Genomic DNA, 15,496 nt, shown 5'->3' with positions numbered 1-15,496 from the left:
GAGAACACCGCTTGTGAAACTTTTCACAAAGCACGCTTGCCGGGTTCGCCCTAGGTGGACATAGTCCCGCGCGAGCCCCGCCGGTCGATTCTTGCACAAACGTCCGGAGCTCTTTTAAGCCATGAGCGACACACCTTCGGCGACTGCGGAAATGAAACTGCCCAAAGACCTGGCTGCCGAAAAAGGCATGGTCAACGTCCAGATCGACGGCGTTTGGCATCAATTTCCCAAAGGCACCCGGATGATCGAAGCGTGCCGTCAGGCGCAAATCACCGTCCCCCACTATTGTTACCACCCGAAGCTCAGCTCTCCGGGAAATTGCCGGATGTGCCTTGTGCAAATGGGCATGCCGCCCCGTCCCGCTCCCGGCCAAGAGCCGACTCGCGATGAAAACGGCTATGAAATCATCGGCTGGATGCCGCGTCCGGTCATCGCCTGCGCCAACACGGTCGGCGAAAACATGGGAATCCGCACCACCGGCGATCTGGTGGAAAAATGCCGCGAAGGCGTGATGGAGTTTCTGCTGATCAATCACCCTCTTGATTGTCCGATCTGCGACCAAGCCGGCGAATGCCGCCTTCAGGAACAATCCGTCCAGCATGGCCGCGGCGTTTCCCGCTTCATCGACATGAAGGTGAAAAAGCCGAAAAACGTCGATATCGGCCCACGCATCCGCCTCGATGACGAACGCTGCATCATGTGCAGCCGCTGCATCCGTTTCATGGATGAGGTTGCTGACGATCCGGTGCTCGGTTTCACCCAGCGCGGCACCCACACCACGCTCACCGTCCATCCGGGCCGACTGCTGGATTCCAACTATTCTCTCAACACCGCCGACATCTGTCCCGTCGGCGCGCTGACATCCAACGACTTCCGCTTTCAGATGCGCGTCTGGTTCCTCAAGGAAACGCCGAGTATCGACGTCAACTGCGGCACCGGCAGCAACATCACCATTTGGACCCGAGGAAACAAAGTCCACCGCATCACCCCGCGCCAAAACGACGAGGTCAACTCCGCGTGGATGCCGGATTCCCACCGCCTCAATTTCCACTATATAGATAGCGACGCCCGTTTGACCGAACCTCTTGCTTGGAGCGCCAGCGTTTCTCCAGCGCAATTTGTCGCCACCTCTTGGAAGGAAGCTCTTACCGAAGCCGCCACCCGCCTCAAAGCCACTCCGGCCGGACAAACCGCCATCATCGCGTCCGGTCGCATGACCAATGAGGAACTTTTCCTCACCCGCGCCCTCGCCGCGGAAATCGGCACCAGCCTGCTCTCGCTCGTTCCACGTTCGGGCGATGCGGATAATCTGCTTGTCGCCGCCGATCGCAACCCGAACACCACCGGAGCCAAGCTGATTTTGGGATCTGAAAACCCCTATTCCGGCCTCGCCTTCATCCGCGACGGAGTTCGCGACGGTTCGATCAAATCCCTCATTATCCTCGGCGAGGACATCATTACCGACGCCGGGTTCAGCGCTGAAGATCTCAAAAAACTCGATTTCCTGCTACAAACCAGCGTCCTCGCAAACCCCACCGCCGACCGCGCCCACATAGTCCTCCCTTCCGCGAGCTTCGCCGAAAAACGCGGCTCGATGGTCAACCTTTCCGGCCGCGTCCAGCGCCTCAACCGCGCGGTCGAACTTCCCGGCCAGGCCCACGACGATTGGGAAATCCTCCGCGACCTGCTGCTCGCCATTTCCGGTGACAAAAACGAAGCGCACCACATCGAGGACATCTTCAAGGCCATCGCCGAAAACGTCCCCGCATTCAACGGCCTAACGCTTTCGAAAATCGGTCATCAAGGCACGTCCATCACCGATACCGGCTATCAGATCCCTCTCCTCGCGAACGAACGCGCGCGCAAGGCCGCCGGTCTGATCAACGGCTGATTTCCCCAACTTTCAATTCCCCGACCTCATGCCGGACATCGTTTTCCAACTCGCCATCATCATCACGAAGATCGTCGTGCTCACCTTCATGGTGGTCCTGCCGCTCGTGCCTGTTTCGGTTTACTTCGAGCGGCGCTTCTCTGCCGTCATCCAGGACCGGGTCGGTCCCAACCGCGTGGGCATCCCGCTGACGTTGTTAGGATTTAAAAAGGACTTCCACCTTTTCGGACTCGTCCAGCCGATCGCGGACGGCTTGAAACTTTTCCTCAAAGAGGATTTCACGCCCCAGCACGTCCGCAAGGCGTTCTACTGGATGGCACCTGCTCTCACCGTCGTGCCGGCGCTCATCACGGTTTGTGTCGTTCCTTTCGGATCGCCGCTCAGCATCTTCGGTCACAGCGAAAAGCTCGTCATCGCGGATCTCGATATCGGTCCGCTGTTCGTTTTCTCAGTCGCCTCTCTATCGGTTTATGGCATCACCCTCGCCGGTTGGGCATCGAATTCGAAGTTCCCCTTCATCGGTGGCGTACGCTCCACGGCACAGATGATTTCCTACGAAATCGCGCTCGGCCTCTCGATCATCCCGGTGCTGATGTTCTACGGAGACCTCAACCTCAGCAAGATCGTCCAATATCAGGCGGAGAACGGCTGGTTGCTGCTGCCTTTCTGGAAAAACGGCAACATCGGCCTTCCCGATCTAACTACCGCGCTGTTCTGGTTCCCGGCCGCGATCGCATTCCTGATTTTCACCATCTCAATCTTCGCGGAAACCAACCGCATGCCGTTCGACCTTCCCGAGTGCGAAACCGAACTCGTCGGCGGTTATCACACCGAATATTCCTCGATGAAATTCGCGATGTTCTTCATGGGTGAATACGCCGCCATGGTGATCGGCTCCGCACTCATCATTACGTTGTTTCTCGGTGGTTGGTCGATCGGCTTCGGCATCGATGCCTGGGTCGCGAAGCTCCATATCGGCGATGTTTATTTCGGCGGACTCATCCACATGGGCTGCTTCCTGACCAAGCTGGTCGGTTTCATCCTGTTCTTCATCCTCGTTCGCTGGACGGTGCCCCGGTTCCGTTATGACCAACTCATGAAACTCGGCTGGGTCGTGTTTTTCGAAGCCGCGCTCATCAATGTTTTCCTCGCCGCGCTGATCATCGCCGCACCGCAACTCGCGGGTGTCATCATCGGCATCGGAGCCGTTCTCCTCATCGTTGTCACCGGTGCGGTGATCTGGGTCGCCAAGGTTTCCGAAGAACGCCCGAAAGTCCTTCGCGCCTAACTTAAACTCTCACTTTCTCCTCTCATGGCCGTCGTCAAACTCCAGCGCCCGAAGCTCAACTTCGGTGAGAAAATCTACTTCGGAGCACTCATCAAGGGCTTCTTCCTCACCATGACCCACGCCGTGAAAACGCTGCGCGGAAAATCGGTGGGTTCCAAGGAACTCGCCTCCTCCGGCCTCGGTGTGACCATGCAGTTCCCGGAACAACGCTGGGACTCGCACATGCCGGACTACTACCGCGGCGCCCCCACCCTCGTGACCGACGAGCAAGGCCGCGAGCGCTGTGTTTCCTGCCAACTCTGCGAATTCATTTGCCCGCCCAAGGCAATCAAGATCATTCCGAGCGAAATCCCATCCGATGATCCATGGGCCAAGGTCGAGAAGCGTCCACTGGAATTCGACATCGACATGATCCGCTGCATCTACTGCGGCATGTGCGAGGAAGTCTGCCCCGAGCAGGCGATCTATCTGCGCAAGGACTACCTCATCACCGGCCTCAAGCGTGCCGACATGGTCCACGACAAAAAGAAACTCTACGAAATCGGCGGCACCCGAGTGGGCCTCGTCAACAAGTGGAACGAACTGAAATGAAATCGATTTCCTCGTCCATTGTCGTTTTCGCGGGCATTTTCGCCCTTACCAAATCGGTTCCGATCCTGACGGTTGTGAACTCCGGTTTGGCAGCATTCGCTATGGCGTCGGGAATCATCACTCTCCTTGCCGGACTCATTGCTCTCGCGCTTGGCCTCGTCGGCTGGTGGACCAGCCTCAAATACGACCGCTGATAACTCTCCAACATTTATGCCTTCCTATCTCTTCTGGCTCTTCTCAACCGTCATGCTCATCGGCGGCTGCGCGGTCATCGCATTCCGCAATCCCGTGGCAAGCGCGCTTTCCGTCGTGACCTGCTTTGTCGGACTGGCCGGTTTGTTCATCGGCCTCAGCGCCTTCTTCGTCGGAGTCATTCAAATCCTGGTCTACACCGGCGCGGTGATGGTGTTGTTTCTCTTCATCATCATGTTGCTCGATCTCAAGGACGAGGCGAAAGCGGCGAAGCCCATGCTGCCGATCGCCGGCGGCATCGCCCTCGTCGCGGCATTCATGGTGCAGCTCATCGGCATCCTCGCCCGCTCGCCTAACAAAATCGCTCCGGTTCTCGACAAGCAAACGCTCGCGGCCGCGGCCGGTGGATTCGACGCAAAAAGCAAAATCGCCATCACCCTCGGCGAAGGAAAACTCCCCGACGTCCACCTCATCGGCCACACGCTTTTCACCGGCTACAATCTTCCGCTCCAGATCCTCGGCGTCCTCCTCCTCGTCGCCACCGTCGGCGTCGTCGTCCTCTCCAAACGCCAGGCCGAGTGATTTATTCCCTGAAAACTGAATACTGAAATCTAGCAAACTTTTTTCATGGCCTCCCTCAACGACTACCTCCTGGTCTCCGGACTCCTCTTCGCCCTCGGCCTCGCAGGTGTGGTGCTGCGCCGGAACATCATCATCGTTTTCATGTGCCTCGAGCTCATGCTCAGCGCGGCGAACCTGACGCTCGTCGCGTTCTCCCGTTTCAACACCACTCCTAACGGCCTGCCCGATTACAACGGCCAGATGCTCGTCTTCTTCGTCATCACCGTCGCCGCCGCCGAAGTCGCCGTCGGCCTCGCGATCATCGTCGCCCTCTACCGTGCCCGGCAAACCATCCACACGGATGAGCTCACTTCGTTGAAAGGCTGATCTTTTCCATTTTACCTGACATGAACCTCGCTTGGATTCTCCTCTTCCTCCCGCTCGTTGTTGCTGCGGTCAATCAACTCGTCCTCGGTAAAAACGGGCTCGTTCCTATCATCTCCACAGTATCCGCGATCGCTACGTTTGTAATTGCGTTCTTGCTGCTAGGCAAGGAACAGACCTCTTGGATCCAATGGGCGACCATCGGTGATTTCTCCATCGACATCGGCATCAAGCTCGACCGCCTCTCCACGGGCATGATGATCGTTGTGACCGGCGTCGGCATGCTGGTGCACATTTTCTCGCTGGCCTACATGAAGTATGACGACGCCAAGGCCCGCTACTTTACCGGCCTTTCATTATTCATGTTCTCGATGACCGGCATCGTGCTGGCCGACAATTTCATCATGACCTTCATCTTCTGGGAGCTGGTCGGACTCAGTTCCTATCTGCTCATCGGCCACTGGTACCAGAAAGACTCCGCCGCCGATGCCGCGAAGAAGGCATTTCTCTGCAACCGCGTGGGCGACTTCGGATTCATGGTCGGCATCCTCATGCTTTGGGGCATCACCGGCCATCTCGCCTTCAACGACATGAAAGGCGGCCTCGAAGCGTTCCAAGCCGCCAACCCTGCCATCGCCGGCGGCGTTCTATCCGCAGCGGTTCTCTGCATCTTCTGCGGTGCGGTCGGAAAATCCGCCCAACTTCCGCTTCACGTCTGGTTGCCGGACGCCATGGAAGGCCCGACGCCGGTATCCGCCCTCATCCACGCCGCCACCATGGTCGCCGCCGGGGTTTACATGTTGTTCCGCGTGCAACTGTCGCTCGGCACGGAAGCCTTCGTCGGACTTCAAGCCAGCACGGTCATCGCCTGGACCGGTGGCATCACTTCTCTAGCAGCCGCACTGATGGCGACGCAGCAGGACGACATCAAGAAGATCCTCGCCTACTCCACCCTTTCGCAGCTCGGCTACATGGTCATGGCGGTCGGCCTCGTTTCCGGGGAAGCCGGGATGTTCCACCTCTTCACCCACGCTTGGTTCAAGGCATTGCTCTTCCTCGGTTCCGGCGCGGTCATCTATGCCTGCCACCACGAACAGGACATCTGGAAAATGGGTGGACTGCTCAAGAAAATGCCGATCACCGGACTGACATTCGCAATCGGGTTCGCCGCACTGATCGCCGTGCCCTTCACCTCCGGATTCTTCTCCAAGGAGCAGATTCTCGAAGCGGCCAACGAAAAGCAGCCCTATCTCTTCTGGATCGCGGCGGCCGTCGCGGTGCTGACACCTTTCTACATGACCCGCCTCTTCGTCGTCGCCTTCCTCGGCAAGCCGAAATCCGACCACGCCGATCACGCACATGAAGTCGGGCCACTGATGTTTGGACCGCTCGTCCTGCTGTCTATCATGGGATTGATCGCCGGTTTCCCGTTCATCGCTTCGAAACTGGCTCCCGCCTATCACCAACCCGAGCACCTCATCCATTTCGGGCTCGTCACCTATGTCTCGATCGGTGCGCTGCTCGCAGGTGTCATCGCCGGATTTGTCCTCTACTCGGGTAAAGAGAAGGACCCCGTTTCCATCCCGCTGTTCAAGAACCGCTTCTACGTTGACGGCTTCTACGACAACTTCCTCGTCCGTTATTTCCAGGACGCCTTCTCCGCGATCATCGGCTTCTTCGACGAGTTCATCATCAACGGCCTGATCGTCGGCGGCCTCAGTCGTGCGGCGGAATCCTTCGGCAACATCTTCCGCAAGGTCCAGTCCGGCAGCCTCCAGGGCTACGCTTTCGCCTTCGGCCTCGGCGTCATCCTCGTCGTCTATTTCACCGCGTTCTAACCAACGCTCCCCTTTTCCTGAAAACTAGCACCTAGCAAACTTTCAATCATGCTCGCCCTCCTTGTCCTCCTTCCGATCGCCGCGTTCATCGCGATCCTCCTCGGTGCGCCCGCCCGGCTGACCGCCATCGGAGCATCCGCGCTCAATCTCGCGCTCGGCCTCTTCGCCGCCCTCTCCTGGCACAACGCGGGGCTATGGTCCTTCTCCGCATCGGTCATGGAAAAACCCGCGCTCAATCTCGCCTTCAGCTTCACCGATGGCATGAGCGCCATCATGGTCCTGCTCTCCGTGATCGTCACCCTCGCCGCCGTGCTTTCCGGCAAGGCCCCCGAAGGTAAGGAAAAACTCTACTTCGGTTCATCGCTCCTCATCTCGGCCGGTGCCATCGGCGCCTTCGCAGCGACCGACCTGTTCTTCTTCTACGCCTTCCACGAACTCGCCCTCATCCCGACCTTCCTGATGATCGGCATGTTAGGCCGTGGCGACCGCCGCGCCGCCGCATGGAAAATCACCATCTACCTCGGACTCGGTTCCATCGTCCTGCTTGCCGGCCTCGTCTGGCTCGCCAACCTCGCCGGCACCTACGACATCCCCACGATGGTGAACGCCGTCAAAACCGGCACCCTGAAAATTGATCCAGCCTCGCAGAAAAGCATCGCCGCCCTGCTCATCGTCGGCTTCGGCACGCTGGTTTCGCTGTTCCCCTTCCACTCATGGGCCGCTCCGGCTTACGCCAGCGCACCTGCTCCGGTCGCCATGCTGCATGCCGGCGTCCTGAAAAAATTCGGCCTTTACGGCCTGCTCCGTCTCGCCATCCCGCTGGTCCCCGAAGGCCTGCAATGCTGGCTCACTCCCCTGCTCGTCCTGCTGCTCGGCAACATCCTGTGGGTCGGCTGGGTGACCATTTCCCAGAAACGCCTCGACCTCATGTTAGGCAATTCCTCGGTGATGCACATGGGCTACATCTTCCTCGCCATCGCCGCGCTCATCGCCTTCCCGGAAAATCCGCTCGCCCGTTCCGCCGCCATCGTCCTGATGTTCGCCCACGGCATTTCCATCGCCCTGCTCTTCGGCCTCGCCGACCGCATCGAGCGCAACACCGGCACCCTCGATCTCCAGGATCTCGGTGGCCTCGCCAAATCCGCTCCCGGCCTTGCCTTCATCTTTGGCATCGCCGCCATGGCATCCATCGGTCTTCCCGGTCTCGCCAATTTCTCCGGTGAAGTCCTCGTCTTCCTCTCCGCCTTCAAGAACTACAACGGCACCCACGGCCTCGGTCCGGTCCAAATCGCCTGTATCCTTTCCATCTGGGGTGTCGTCATCTCCGCCGTTTACATGCTCCGCGCCTATCGGAACATCTTCCAAGGCCCAAGCGTGAAGTCCACCGCCTCCTCCGCGGATCTCACCTTCGCCGACCGCATCCCCGCGGTGCTGCTGATCCTTGCCCTGTTCGCCGTCGGACTCTACCCGAACCTGCTTCTCAATCTTCTGAACTAGTCTTCTCTGATCACTGCTAACTGATCACTCTCCACTTCTTCCCATGCCCGCCTATTACCTAGAAGCCCTCACCGTCACCCTCGGCATCGTTCTGCTGATGGCCGAAGCGTTTTGCTCGTGCAAAAGCAAAGCCTGGGTCGGCATCTCCGCCGCCATCGGCCTCGCGGTCATCCTTGGGCTGACCTTCATCGCTATCGGGCCGGAAAGTCGAGCTTACGGTCTTCGGGAGATAAACGAAGTTGCTACTCTTGCTCCTAAATTTCCAGGAACTTGGCATGATTGGCCGCTGTGGAACTTCTACAACTTCGACGGACTCGCGAAATTCTACAAAGCCTTCGCCCTCGTCACCACCATCCTCGTCCTGCTGTTAGCCGTCGATTTCCGCAAGATCCTCGCCCGCTTCACCGAAGGACCCGAGTCGGAAAACGGCACTGGCGAATACTACGCACTCCCCGTCTTCGCCTGCGCCGGCATGATGTGGCTCGCCTCCGCCAGGGATCTGGCCGGAGCCTTCGTCGCCCTCGAACTCGTCACCGTCACTTTCTACATCCTCGTCGCCTACATGCGCCGCAATGTCGGCTCGCTCGAAGCTGGCGTGAAATACCTCATCCTCGGCGCGCTCAGCACCGGCTTCCTCGTTTACGGAATCGCCTGGGTTTACGGTAACACCGGCACGATGAACCTGGACGTCATCGGAGGCATGCTTCAGGACGGGCGCTCCGCTCAAATCCAGCTTACTCCCCTCCTCTTCGGCATCGCCCTGGTTCTCGTCGGCCTCGGTTTCAAAATGGGTGCCGTTCCGATGCAGATTTGGATCCCGGACGTCTATCAGGGTGCCCCTACTCCGACTACCGCATTTCTATCTGTCGGATCGAAAGCCGCCGGTTTCATCCTCACCATCCGCTTCCTTGAGCCCTTCCTTTCCAGCGATCTCACCCGCGGCCCGGTCGTCACGATCCTTCTGATCATGGCCTGCGCCACCCTGCTTTTCGGAAACCTCGCCGCGATCCCGCAGACGAATTTCAAGCGCCTGCTAGCCTACTCGTCCATCGCCCACGCCGGATTCCTCCTGCTCGCGCTCGCCGCTGGAAAAGGAGCCGCCGCAGAACTCAGCTCCGCCAAGGTCGTCTCCTTCTACCTCGCCACCTATCTGCTGATGACGCTCGGCGTCTTCTTCATCCTCGCCCAGGTCCGCATCCAGCGCGATGGCGAGAACATCAGCGATTTTAACGGCCTTGGAAAAACCAACCCGCAGCTCGCCCTCTCGCTCACCGTGCTTCTCGCCGCTCTCGCCGGAGTCCCACTCACCGCCGGTTTCTGGGGCAAGTTCTTCGTCTTCTCGCTCGCCGTGGACGCCAAGCTCTGGGTCGGCGTCGGCATCGCCTTCATCTCCGCGGCCGCCGGTTTCTACTACTACTTCAACGTCATCCGCGCCATGTGGTGGGCCGCTCCACCGAACGACAAGGCCATCGTCCTGCCCTGCATCAGCAAGGTGGTCATCGCGGTTCTAACCATCGCCGTGATCGTCTTCGGCACCTGGGCGCAGCCGATCTGGGCGTTGTTGAAATAACACGTGATTGAAAGTCGCGGGCTTCATGCTTTCGGACTGCGAGGGACAGGTCTCCGCTTTCCCACTGGCCGACATGTCGGAGCAGTCCACACCGTGTGTGACGCCTCGTGAAACAACCCCGCCGGATTTTCCGACGTTCGTTCTGGCCCTGCATCGCTCCGAGGTCTAGGCTCCGGCCATGGACGCCTTGATTCACCATCTCGAACAAAAACAGGAGCTTTCGTCCCGTGAGGTCGAAGTGGCGGCTTCCCTGCTGTTGGATCCCGCCGCTCCGGATGAGAAAAAAGAGCGCCTGCTCGAAGCCCTCGCCCGCAAGGGTGAAACTCCCGCCGAGATCGCCGGCTTCGTCGAAGCCTTCCTCGAACAAGCCGTGGACCCGCATCTCGGTCTGCTCGAACTCGAAGGACCCACGCTCGATGTCTGCGGCACCGGTGGCGACCAACTCGATCTCTTCAACATCTCCACCACCGCCATGTTCATCGCCGCCGCGGCAGGAGCCATCGTCGTGAAACACGGCAACCGCGGCATCACCTCGAAAAGCGGCGGGGCCGACGTACTCGAAGCGCTCGGCATCCGCATCGATCTATCAGCCGATGAATTCCGCGGCTGCATCGAGAAGGCCGGACTCGGCTTCATGTTCGCGCCGATCTATCACCCGGCGTTCAAGACTGTCGTTCCGGTACGGAAATCCCTCGCGGCCAAGGGTGTGAAAACCATTTTCAACCTGATTGGTCCGTTGCTCAATCCCGCCCGTCCCGAGTGCCAGCTCATCGGCGTTTTCTCGCGGGATCTTTGTCCGGCCTTCGCCGAAATCCTCCAACGCCTCGGCCGCGAAAGCGCGTGGGCCGTCCACGGCACCACCGGCGACGGGCGCTCGGTCGATGAAGTCAGTCTGATGGGTTCGACCCGGATTTGCAAAGCAGGCTCCCTGCAGGACATCGAGGATGAGGAAGTCCGGCCGCGCGATTTCGGACTCAAGCATGCCGAAGTCGAAGATCTGCAGGGCGGCGATGCGAAGGCCAACGCCGTCATCCTCGAAGCCATCCTCGCCGGTCGCGAAACCGGGCCGAAGCGCGACATGGTCCTCATGAATTCGGGAGCCGCCCTCGCCTGCGCCGGCCTCGCCGACGACATGGGCGACGGGATCGAAATTTCCCGCGAAATGATCTCCAGCGGAGCCGCCCTCGAAAAGCTGCGGCTCTTGCAAAAGACATCGCAAGGGTAAGGGTTGGACTGTGGCCAATCTGTCGGCAGGTGAAGCTGCTGCTATCAGATCAGCGCGAACTGCCAGAAAAGCATCGCCGCCCCGCGACCATCCCGCTCCGGAGGTTGATCCATCCCGCCAGTCCCATCAACCGGACGGGCAAAGCAAATTCGTCCATGAAGGCCACATCTAACATGGACAGCGCCGGGAAGCGAAGAGAAGGCCCTCGTGACGGGGAGCAACGGTTTGTTCGACGACCGCTCAATGGCGGCCGGCGTAGTGTTTCACCTTTTTGACCAGATCATCCGGGCTGAACGGTTTTGTTAGATAGGCGACGACGCCTTGGCCGATGGCAATCGCCTTCTTTTGCTGGTCTTCGGTCCCGGTGAGCATGATCACGGGGACGGTGGAAAGGACCGGATGGAGGCACCAACGTTCGAGGACCTGATAGCCGTCGAGCTCGGGCATCATGCCGTCGAGCACCAGCAAATCCGGGGCTTGGGCGATGGCCATTTCAAGCGCCTGACGACCGTCGAAGGCGGATTTGACGATGAAGCCGGCTTGGGTGAGGAAGAACGAGAGCACGCCGTGGATGAGTTTGTCGTCATCGGCGATGAGCACGCGGGTCGCGGCGGTGTCGTGCGTTCGTTGTGGAGGCGGCGGGCGTGTCGCGGGCTGCGGGTTTACCGTGGCGGGCGCTGTGGGCGATGCATTTGAATCGACAACGATGAGCTTCGCCACCTCATCGATGAGCTTCATCGGGCTGCAGTCCCCTTTGTTCATGAATTGGGTGGCGCCCGCCGCCCAAGCGGCTTGGACGACGCCGGAGAAGTAGTCCGAATTGGAAACGACAATCACCGGCAGGTGGCACAAGTTTTCGCGGGAGCGCAGGAACCCCAGCACCCCGAGGCCGTCGATTCCCGGCAACATCAAATCCAGCAGCAGGGCATCGGGCGGATTTCTAACGAGCTCCTCGATGGCCTGATGACCGTCGAGGGCGACGGCGACCTGATAGCCGACTTCCTCGAATTTCTGGCGGCAGACGTTGGCCATGAAGCGGTCGTCTTCGGCAATCAGGATGCGTTTCATGGTGCAGTATGGGCTGGGGACGGGTGACTATCAAGGTAACGGATGAGGAAACGGCGGATGGCGGCGAGTTGGCGGACGGCATCCTGATGAAGGTCGCTTGCCAGGGAGAACTGCGAGGTCACGTCAATTTGCTCGAGCCGCTTCATGGAGACGACGATGGCGCGCATGCCGCAAGAGGCGCTGGATCCGCCGAGTTTGTGGGCAAGCTGGCGGATTTCGCGGGGATTGCGGCGCTCGATGGCCAGGACGATGTGAGAAAGGATTTCCTCCGCCTGTTCGAGATAGTCGCGGGAGAGTTGGCGGAACACTTCCGGTTGTTCTCCAGTGATTCCCAGCAGGCGCTCGAGGTCTACCGGTGCGGGGTCGACGGAGGACGGCTCGGGAAGCGAGGCAGAGAGTGAAGGCTCCGAAGCCAGATGGTCGGTTAGAAGGCGGCCCAACGTTTTGGAGTCCACCGGCTTGCTGAGGTGATCGTTCATGCCTGCGGCGAGGCACTTCTCACGGTCACCTTTCATCGCATTGGCGGTCATGGCGATGATCAGGATGGAGCGGGTGTGGATCCGGCGGATTTCGCGGGTCGCGGTATAGCCATCCATGTTGGGCATCTGGCAATCCATCAGGATCACATCGTAAGGGACTGATTCAAGTGCCTTGAGGGCCTCGACGCCGTCATTGGCGACATCGGCGGTGTAACCGAGATGCTTGAGTTGGAGGAGCGCCACCCGTTGGTTCACGGCATTGTCTTCGGCCAAAAGGATGCGCAGCCGGCGATCCCGCACGGCCGCCGGGGCGGGCACGGACTCAGGGGCCAAAATCGTTGGCGACAGCGGAACCGGCAACGGCTCGCTGCTGAACAAAGTGATCAAGGCGGCTTGGAGGCGGGTTTGCTTGAGGGGCTTGATGAGATAGCCTTCGACACCCGCTGCGGCGAGGGTGGTATCCGTCAGGTGATCGCCGAGGGAACTCAGGAGAATCAGGCGGGTGGCCGCGATGACGGGATCCGACTTGATCTGGCGGGCGAGCTCGAGGCCATCCATGACAGGCATCTGACCGTCGAGCACGGCGAGGTGGAAGGGATCGGTACCGGAGTTTTCCAAGCGGAGCAATTCGAGCGCTTCATTTCCGCCGGCGACGCTGGTCGAACGCATCTGGAGATTGGCGAGCTGGAGCTGGAGGATTTCGCGGTTGGTTGGATTGTCGTCCACCACGAGCACGCGGAGATTCGTCGGGTGATCGGCCTTCAGGACGGCGGGCCGTCCCGGGGAAGTTTGTTTTTTGAAGCTGAGGTTGATCCAGAACGTCGAGCCTTTGCCCGGTTCGCTCTCGACGCCGATGCTGCCACCGAGCGCCTCGACGATCTGGCTGCAAATGGTCAGGCCGAGACCGGTCCCCCCGTATTTGCGGGTATCGGAATTGTCGGCCTGGATGAAGGGTTCGAAGATCCGCGCCCGGACATCTTCGGCGATGCCGATGCCGGTGTCGCGCACCTCGAAGCACAGTTGGACGTTGGTGTCGGATTCGGCCAGAGTGGAGACACTGAGGATTACCTCGCCGCGCTCGGTGAATTTCACGGCGTTGCTCACGATGTTGGTAAGCACTTGGCGGAGTCGGCCGGCATCACCGCGCAGATGGGGATATACCTCGCCTTGGACGTAGCCGGCGAGCTCAAGCCCCTTGTTGCGGGCTCCGCCGCCGACGATGTCCATGGTGCCCTCGATCACTTCGTTGAGGTCGAAGTCGCGCGTCTCGAACCGGAGCATTCCGGATTCGATTTTCGCGGTGTCGAGGATGTCATTGATGATGTCGAGCAGCAGGTCGGCGCTGCTGCGGATGGTGTCGACGTACTCGCGCTGGTCGCGGTCGAGATTGGTGTGGAGCATGAGTTCCGCCATGCCGATCACGCCATTCATGGGGGTGCGGATTTCATGGCTCATATTGGCGAGGAACTGGCTTTTGAGGCGGACTGATTCGAGCGCGGTGTCGCGGGCGAAGGAGAGTTCCGCGAGGATTTGCTGGCGGAGGGTGATGTCGCGGGCGGAGACGCAGAGGAGTTCCTGGCCGCCGAAGGTGAAAAAGGTGGCGGTGAGTTCGATGGGGATCTGGCTTCCATCCTTGGCGGTGTGCATGGCTTCGAAGATCCGGTGGCCGTCGTGCCGCAGGGATTCCCAGAACGGTTGCCAGCCGCCCTCGCGAAGTTCGGGAACGATGTCGAGCACGTTCATTGCGTGGAGTTCCTGCACGGTGTAGCCCAGAATCCTGCAAGTGGCGTTGTTGACGTAGAGCAGCCGGGAATCCGGAGCGACCCAGAACATCGCGTCGGACGCGTTGTCCACGGAAAACTGGGTGAAGCGGAGAGCCTCTTCGCTGCGCCGGCGTTCGACGATTTCGCTCTCCAACTGAGAGTTGGCGATTTCGAGTTCCGAGGTCCGGGCACGCACGGTGGACTCGAGCGACTCGGCGTGGCGGCGCGTTTGTTGCAACAGCGACCACTTGCCGGCGAGCGCGTGGGCGCACTGGACGACTTCGATCACATCGAAAGGTTTCTTGAGAATGAGCAGCCGGTCGGTCCTGCCCAGGCGACCGACCATTTCCTCCCACGAATAATCGGAGTAGGCCGTGCAGATGACGACCTGCAGGTCGGGATCGATATCCCACAAGCGGGCGGTCGTTTCAATGCCGTCCCAACCGGGTGGCATGCGGACATCCATGAACACGACCGAATAGGGGCGTCCGCTCTGGTTGGCGGCGATTACCTTTTCCAGTGCTTCGCGGCCTTGCGAGGCGAAGTCGAGTTCGAAAGGGGCCTCGTCGGGAGTGGCTGAATCCGTCCCGAAAAAGATGGCGTCCTCCTGCTCGAACTCGTTCCGGGTCGAATCCATGGCAAGGATTTTCCGGAAGTCCTCATGGATGGCCGCGTTGTCATCGACTACCAGAATGCGATGCTGCGTATCCAAGGCCGGTTCGTTGGTGGAGGAATTCATGGATTGAGTTTCGGTTCGGTAGGAGATTTGATCGGTAGTTCGAGAGTGAAGGTTGCGCCGGTACCCGGGCCGTCGCTAAGGACGGTAAGGCTGCCGCCCATTTCGCGGGCCGAGAGGGCGCTGCTGTGGAGGCCAAAGCCGTGGCCTTCCGCTTTAGTGGTGAAACCGTGGGCGAAAATTCGAGTTAGATTTTCCGGCGAAATGCCCACGCCATTGTCGATGACGGCGACACGAACCTTGTCATGGCCATCAGTCACGCGCAGAGTGATCCGTTTGTCAGGGTGGCCGGAATCGTCGCAGGCATGCTTGGCATTGCGGATCAGGTTCACCAGGATTTGCAGCGCCTTGTGCTTCTCGACGGTGATCTGCGGCACCTCGCCGTAGTCGCGGACCACTTGCACCGCGTGGCG

At 59.8% G+C, this 15,496-nt stretch carries 13 protein-coding genes; 10 read left to right on the top strand and 3 right to left on the bottom strand.

Features of this window, described 5'->3' with window-relative positions; genetic code table 11:
- Positions 1-121 precede the first annotated feature (121 nt).
- From ABIQ96_RS06725 to trpD, 10 genes are all read left to right on the top strand, one after another.
- Positions 122-1,891, top strand: a complete 1,770-nt coding sequence (locus tag ABIQ96_RS06725) for a molybdopterin-dependent oxidoreductase (protein WP_348213798.1) — start codon at positions 122-124, stop codon at positions 1,889-1,891.
- 28 nt (positions 1,892-1,919) lie between these two features.
- Positions 1,920-3,179 carry a complex I subunit 1 family protein gene (locus tag ABIQ96_RS06720; protein WP_348213797.1) on the top strand — a complete coding sequence of 420 codons (1,260 nt, stop codon included), beginning with the start codon at positions 1,920-1,922 and terminating at the stop codon, positions 3,177-3,179.
- 24 nt (positions 3,180-3,203) lie between these two features.
- Positions 3,204-3,770 carry a 4Fe-4S binding protein gene (locus ABIQ96_RS06715; protein ID WP_348213796.1) on the top strand — a complete coding sequence of 189 codons (567 nt, stop codon included), beginning with the start codon at positions 3,204-3,206 and terminating at the stop codon, positions 3,768-3,770.
- Positions 3,767-3,964: a hypothetical protein gene (locus ABIQ96_RS06710; protein ID WP_348213795.1), complete on the top strand. Its 198-nt coding sequence runs from the start codon at positions 3,767-3,769 to the stop codon at positions 3,962-3,964. The genes ABIQ96_RS06715 and ABIQ96_RS06710 overlap by 4 nt, the downstream gene beginning before the upstream one ends.
- A 16-nt stretch (positions 3,965-3,980) precedes the next feature.
- Positions 3,981-4,544, top strand: coding sequence for an NADH-quinone oxidoreductase subunit J (locus ABIQ96_RS06705; RefSeq protein WP_348213794.1), 564 nt, complete (start codon positions 3,981-3,983; stop codon positions 4,542-4,544).
- 45 nt (positions 4,545-4,589) lie between these two features.
- The gene (gene nuoK, locus ABIQ96_RS06700; RefSeq protein ID WP_348213793.1) at positions 4,590-4,910 is read left to right on the top strand and encodes an NADH-quinone oxidoreductase subunit NuoK; all 321 of its coding nucleotides are present in this window, start codon (positions 4,590-4,592) and stop codon (positions 4,908-4,910) included.
- Positions 4,911-4,930: 20 nt separating this feature from the next.
- On the top strand, positions 4,931-6,745 hold the full coding sequence (gene nuoL / locus ABIQ96_RS06695; RefSeq protein ID WP_348213792.1) for an NADH-quinone oxidoreductase subunit L: 1,815 nt from the start codon (positions 4,931-4,933) through the stop codon (positions 6,743-6,745).
- A 48-nt stretch (positions 6,746-6,793) separates the two neighbouring features.
- Positions 6,794-8,242 (top strand): NADH-quinone oxidoreductase subunit M, encoded by a 1,449-nt coding sequence (locus ABIQ96_RS06690; RefSeq protein WP_348213791.1) that lies wholly within the window; start codon positions 6,794-6,796, stop codon positions 8,240-8,242.
- A gap of 43 nt (positions 8,243-8,285) precedes the next feature.
- Positions 8,286-9,812 (top strand): NADH-quinone oxidoreductase subunit N, encoded by a 1,527-nt coding sequence (locus ABIQ96_RS06685; RefSeq protein ID WP_348213790.1) that lies wholly within the window; start codon positions 8,286-8,288, stop codon positions 9,810-9,812.
- A gap of 178 nt (positions 9,813-9,990) precedes the next feature.
- Entirely contained in the window at positions 9,991-11,037 is a 1,047-nt protein-coding gene (gene trpD / locus ABIQ96_RS06680; RefSeq protein ID WP_348213789.1) for an anthranilate phosphoribosyltransferase, read from the top strand.
- Between the two features lie 240 nt (positions 11,038-11,277).
- Here the strand turns inward: trpD and ABIQ96_RS06675 are convergent, their stop codons facing one another.
- From ABIQ96_RS06675 to ABIQ96_RS06665, 3 genes are all read right to left on the bottom strand, one after another.
- Positions 11,278-12,105 (bottom strand): response regulator, encoded by an 828-nt coding sequence (locus tag ABIQ96_RS06675; protein WP_348213788.1) that lies wholly within the window; start codon positions 12,103-12,105, stop codon positions 11,278-11,280.
- Complete coding sequence (locus tag ABIQ96_RS06670) at positions 12,102-15,086, bottom strand: response regulator (RefSeq protein WP_348213787.1); 2,985 nt, start codon at positions 15,084-15,086, stop codon at positions 12,102-12,104. Before ABIQ96_RS06670 ends, ABIQ96_RS06675 begins: the two co-directional genes overlap by 4 nt.
- The coding region (locus ABIQ96_RS06665) for an ATP-binding protein (protein WP_348213786.1) at positions 15,083-15,496 on the bottom strand (414 nt) is incomplete at its 5' end. The genes ABIQ96_RS06670 and ABIQ96_RS06665, both read right to left, overlap by 4 nt.

Origin of the sequence: Luteolibacter sp. (genome assembly GCF_039920825.1) — a bacterium.
Lineage (GTDB): Bacteria > Verrucomicrobiota > Verrucomicrobiia > Verrucomicrobiales > Akkermansiaceae > Luteolibacter.
The sequence above is the reverse complement of the archived record's forward strand: the minus strand, read 5'-3'. Positions and strand labels throughout refer to the sequence as shown.

Bases quoted from the DNA above. Each gene is read 5' to 3' on its own strand.
- ABIQ96_RS06725 (WP_348213798.1), top strand. From the start codon at position 122: ATGAGCGACACACCTTCGGCGACTGCGGAAATGAAACTGCCCAAAGAC.
- ABIQ96_RS06720 (WP_348213797.1), top strand. From the start codon at position 1,920: ATGCCGGACATCGTTTTCCAACTCGCCATCATCATCACGAAGATCGTC.
- ABIQ96_RS06715 (WP_348213796.1), top strand. From the start codon at position 3,204: ATGGCCGTCGTCAAACTCCAGCGCCCGAAGCTCAACTTCGGTGAGAAA.
- ABIQ96_RS06710 (WP_348213795.1), top strand. From the start codon at position 3,767: ATGAAATCGATTTCCTCGTCCATTGTCGTTTTCGCGGGCATTTTCGCC.
- ABIQ96_RS06705 (WP_348213794.1), top strand. From the start codon at position 3,981: ATGCCTTCCTATCTCTTCTGGCTCTTCTCAACCGTCATGCTCATCGGC.
- nuoK (WP_348213793.1), top strand. From the start codon at position 4,590: ATGGCCTCCCTCAACGACTACCTCCTGGTCTCCGGACTCCTCTTCGCC.
- nuoL (WP_348213792.1), top strand. From the start codon at position 4,931: ATGAACCTCGCTTGGATTCTCCTCTTCCTCCCGCTCGTTGTTGCTGCG.
- ABIQ96_RS06690 (WP_348213791.1), top strand. From the start codon at position 6,794: ATGCTCGCCCTCCTTGTCCTCCTTCCGATCGCCGCGTTCATCGCGATC.
- ABIQ96_RS06685 (WP_348213790.1), top strand. From the start codon at position 8,286: ATGCCCGCCTATTACCTAGAAGCCCTCACCGTCACCCTCGGCATCGTT.
- trpD (WP_348213789.1), top strand. From the start codon at position 9,991: ATGGACGCCTTGATTCACCATCTCGAACAAAAACAGGAGCTTTCGTCC.
- ABIQ96_RS06675 (WP_348213788.1), bottom strand. From the start codon at position 12,105: ATGAAACGCATCCTGATTGCCGAAGACGACCGCTTCATGGCCAACGTC.
- ABIQ96_RS06670 (WP_348213787.1), bottom strand. From the start codon at position 15,086: ATGAATTCCTCCACCAACGAACCGGCCTTGGATACGCAGCATCGCATT.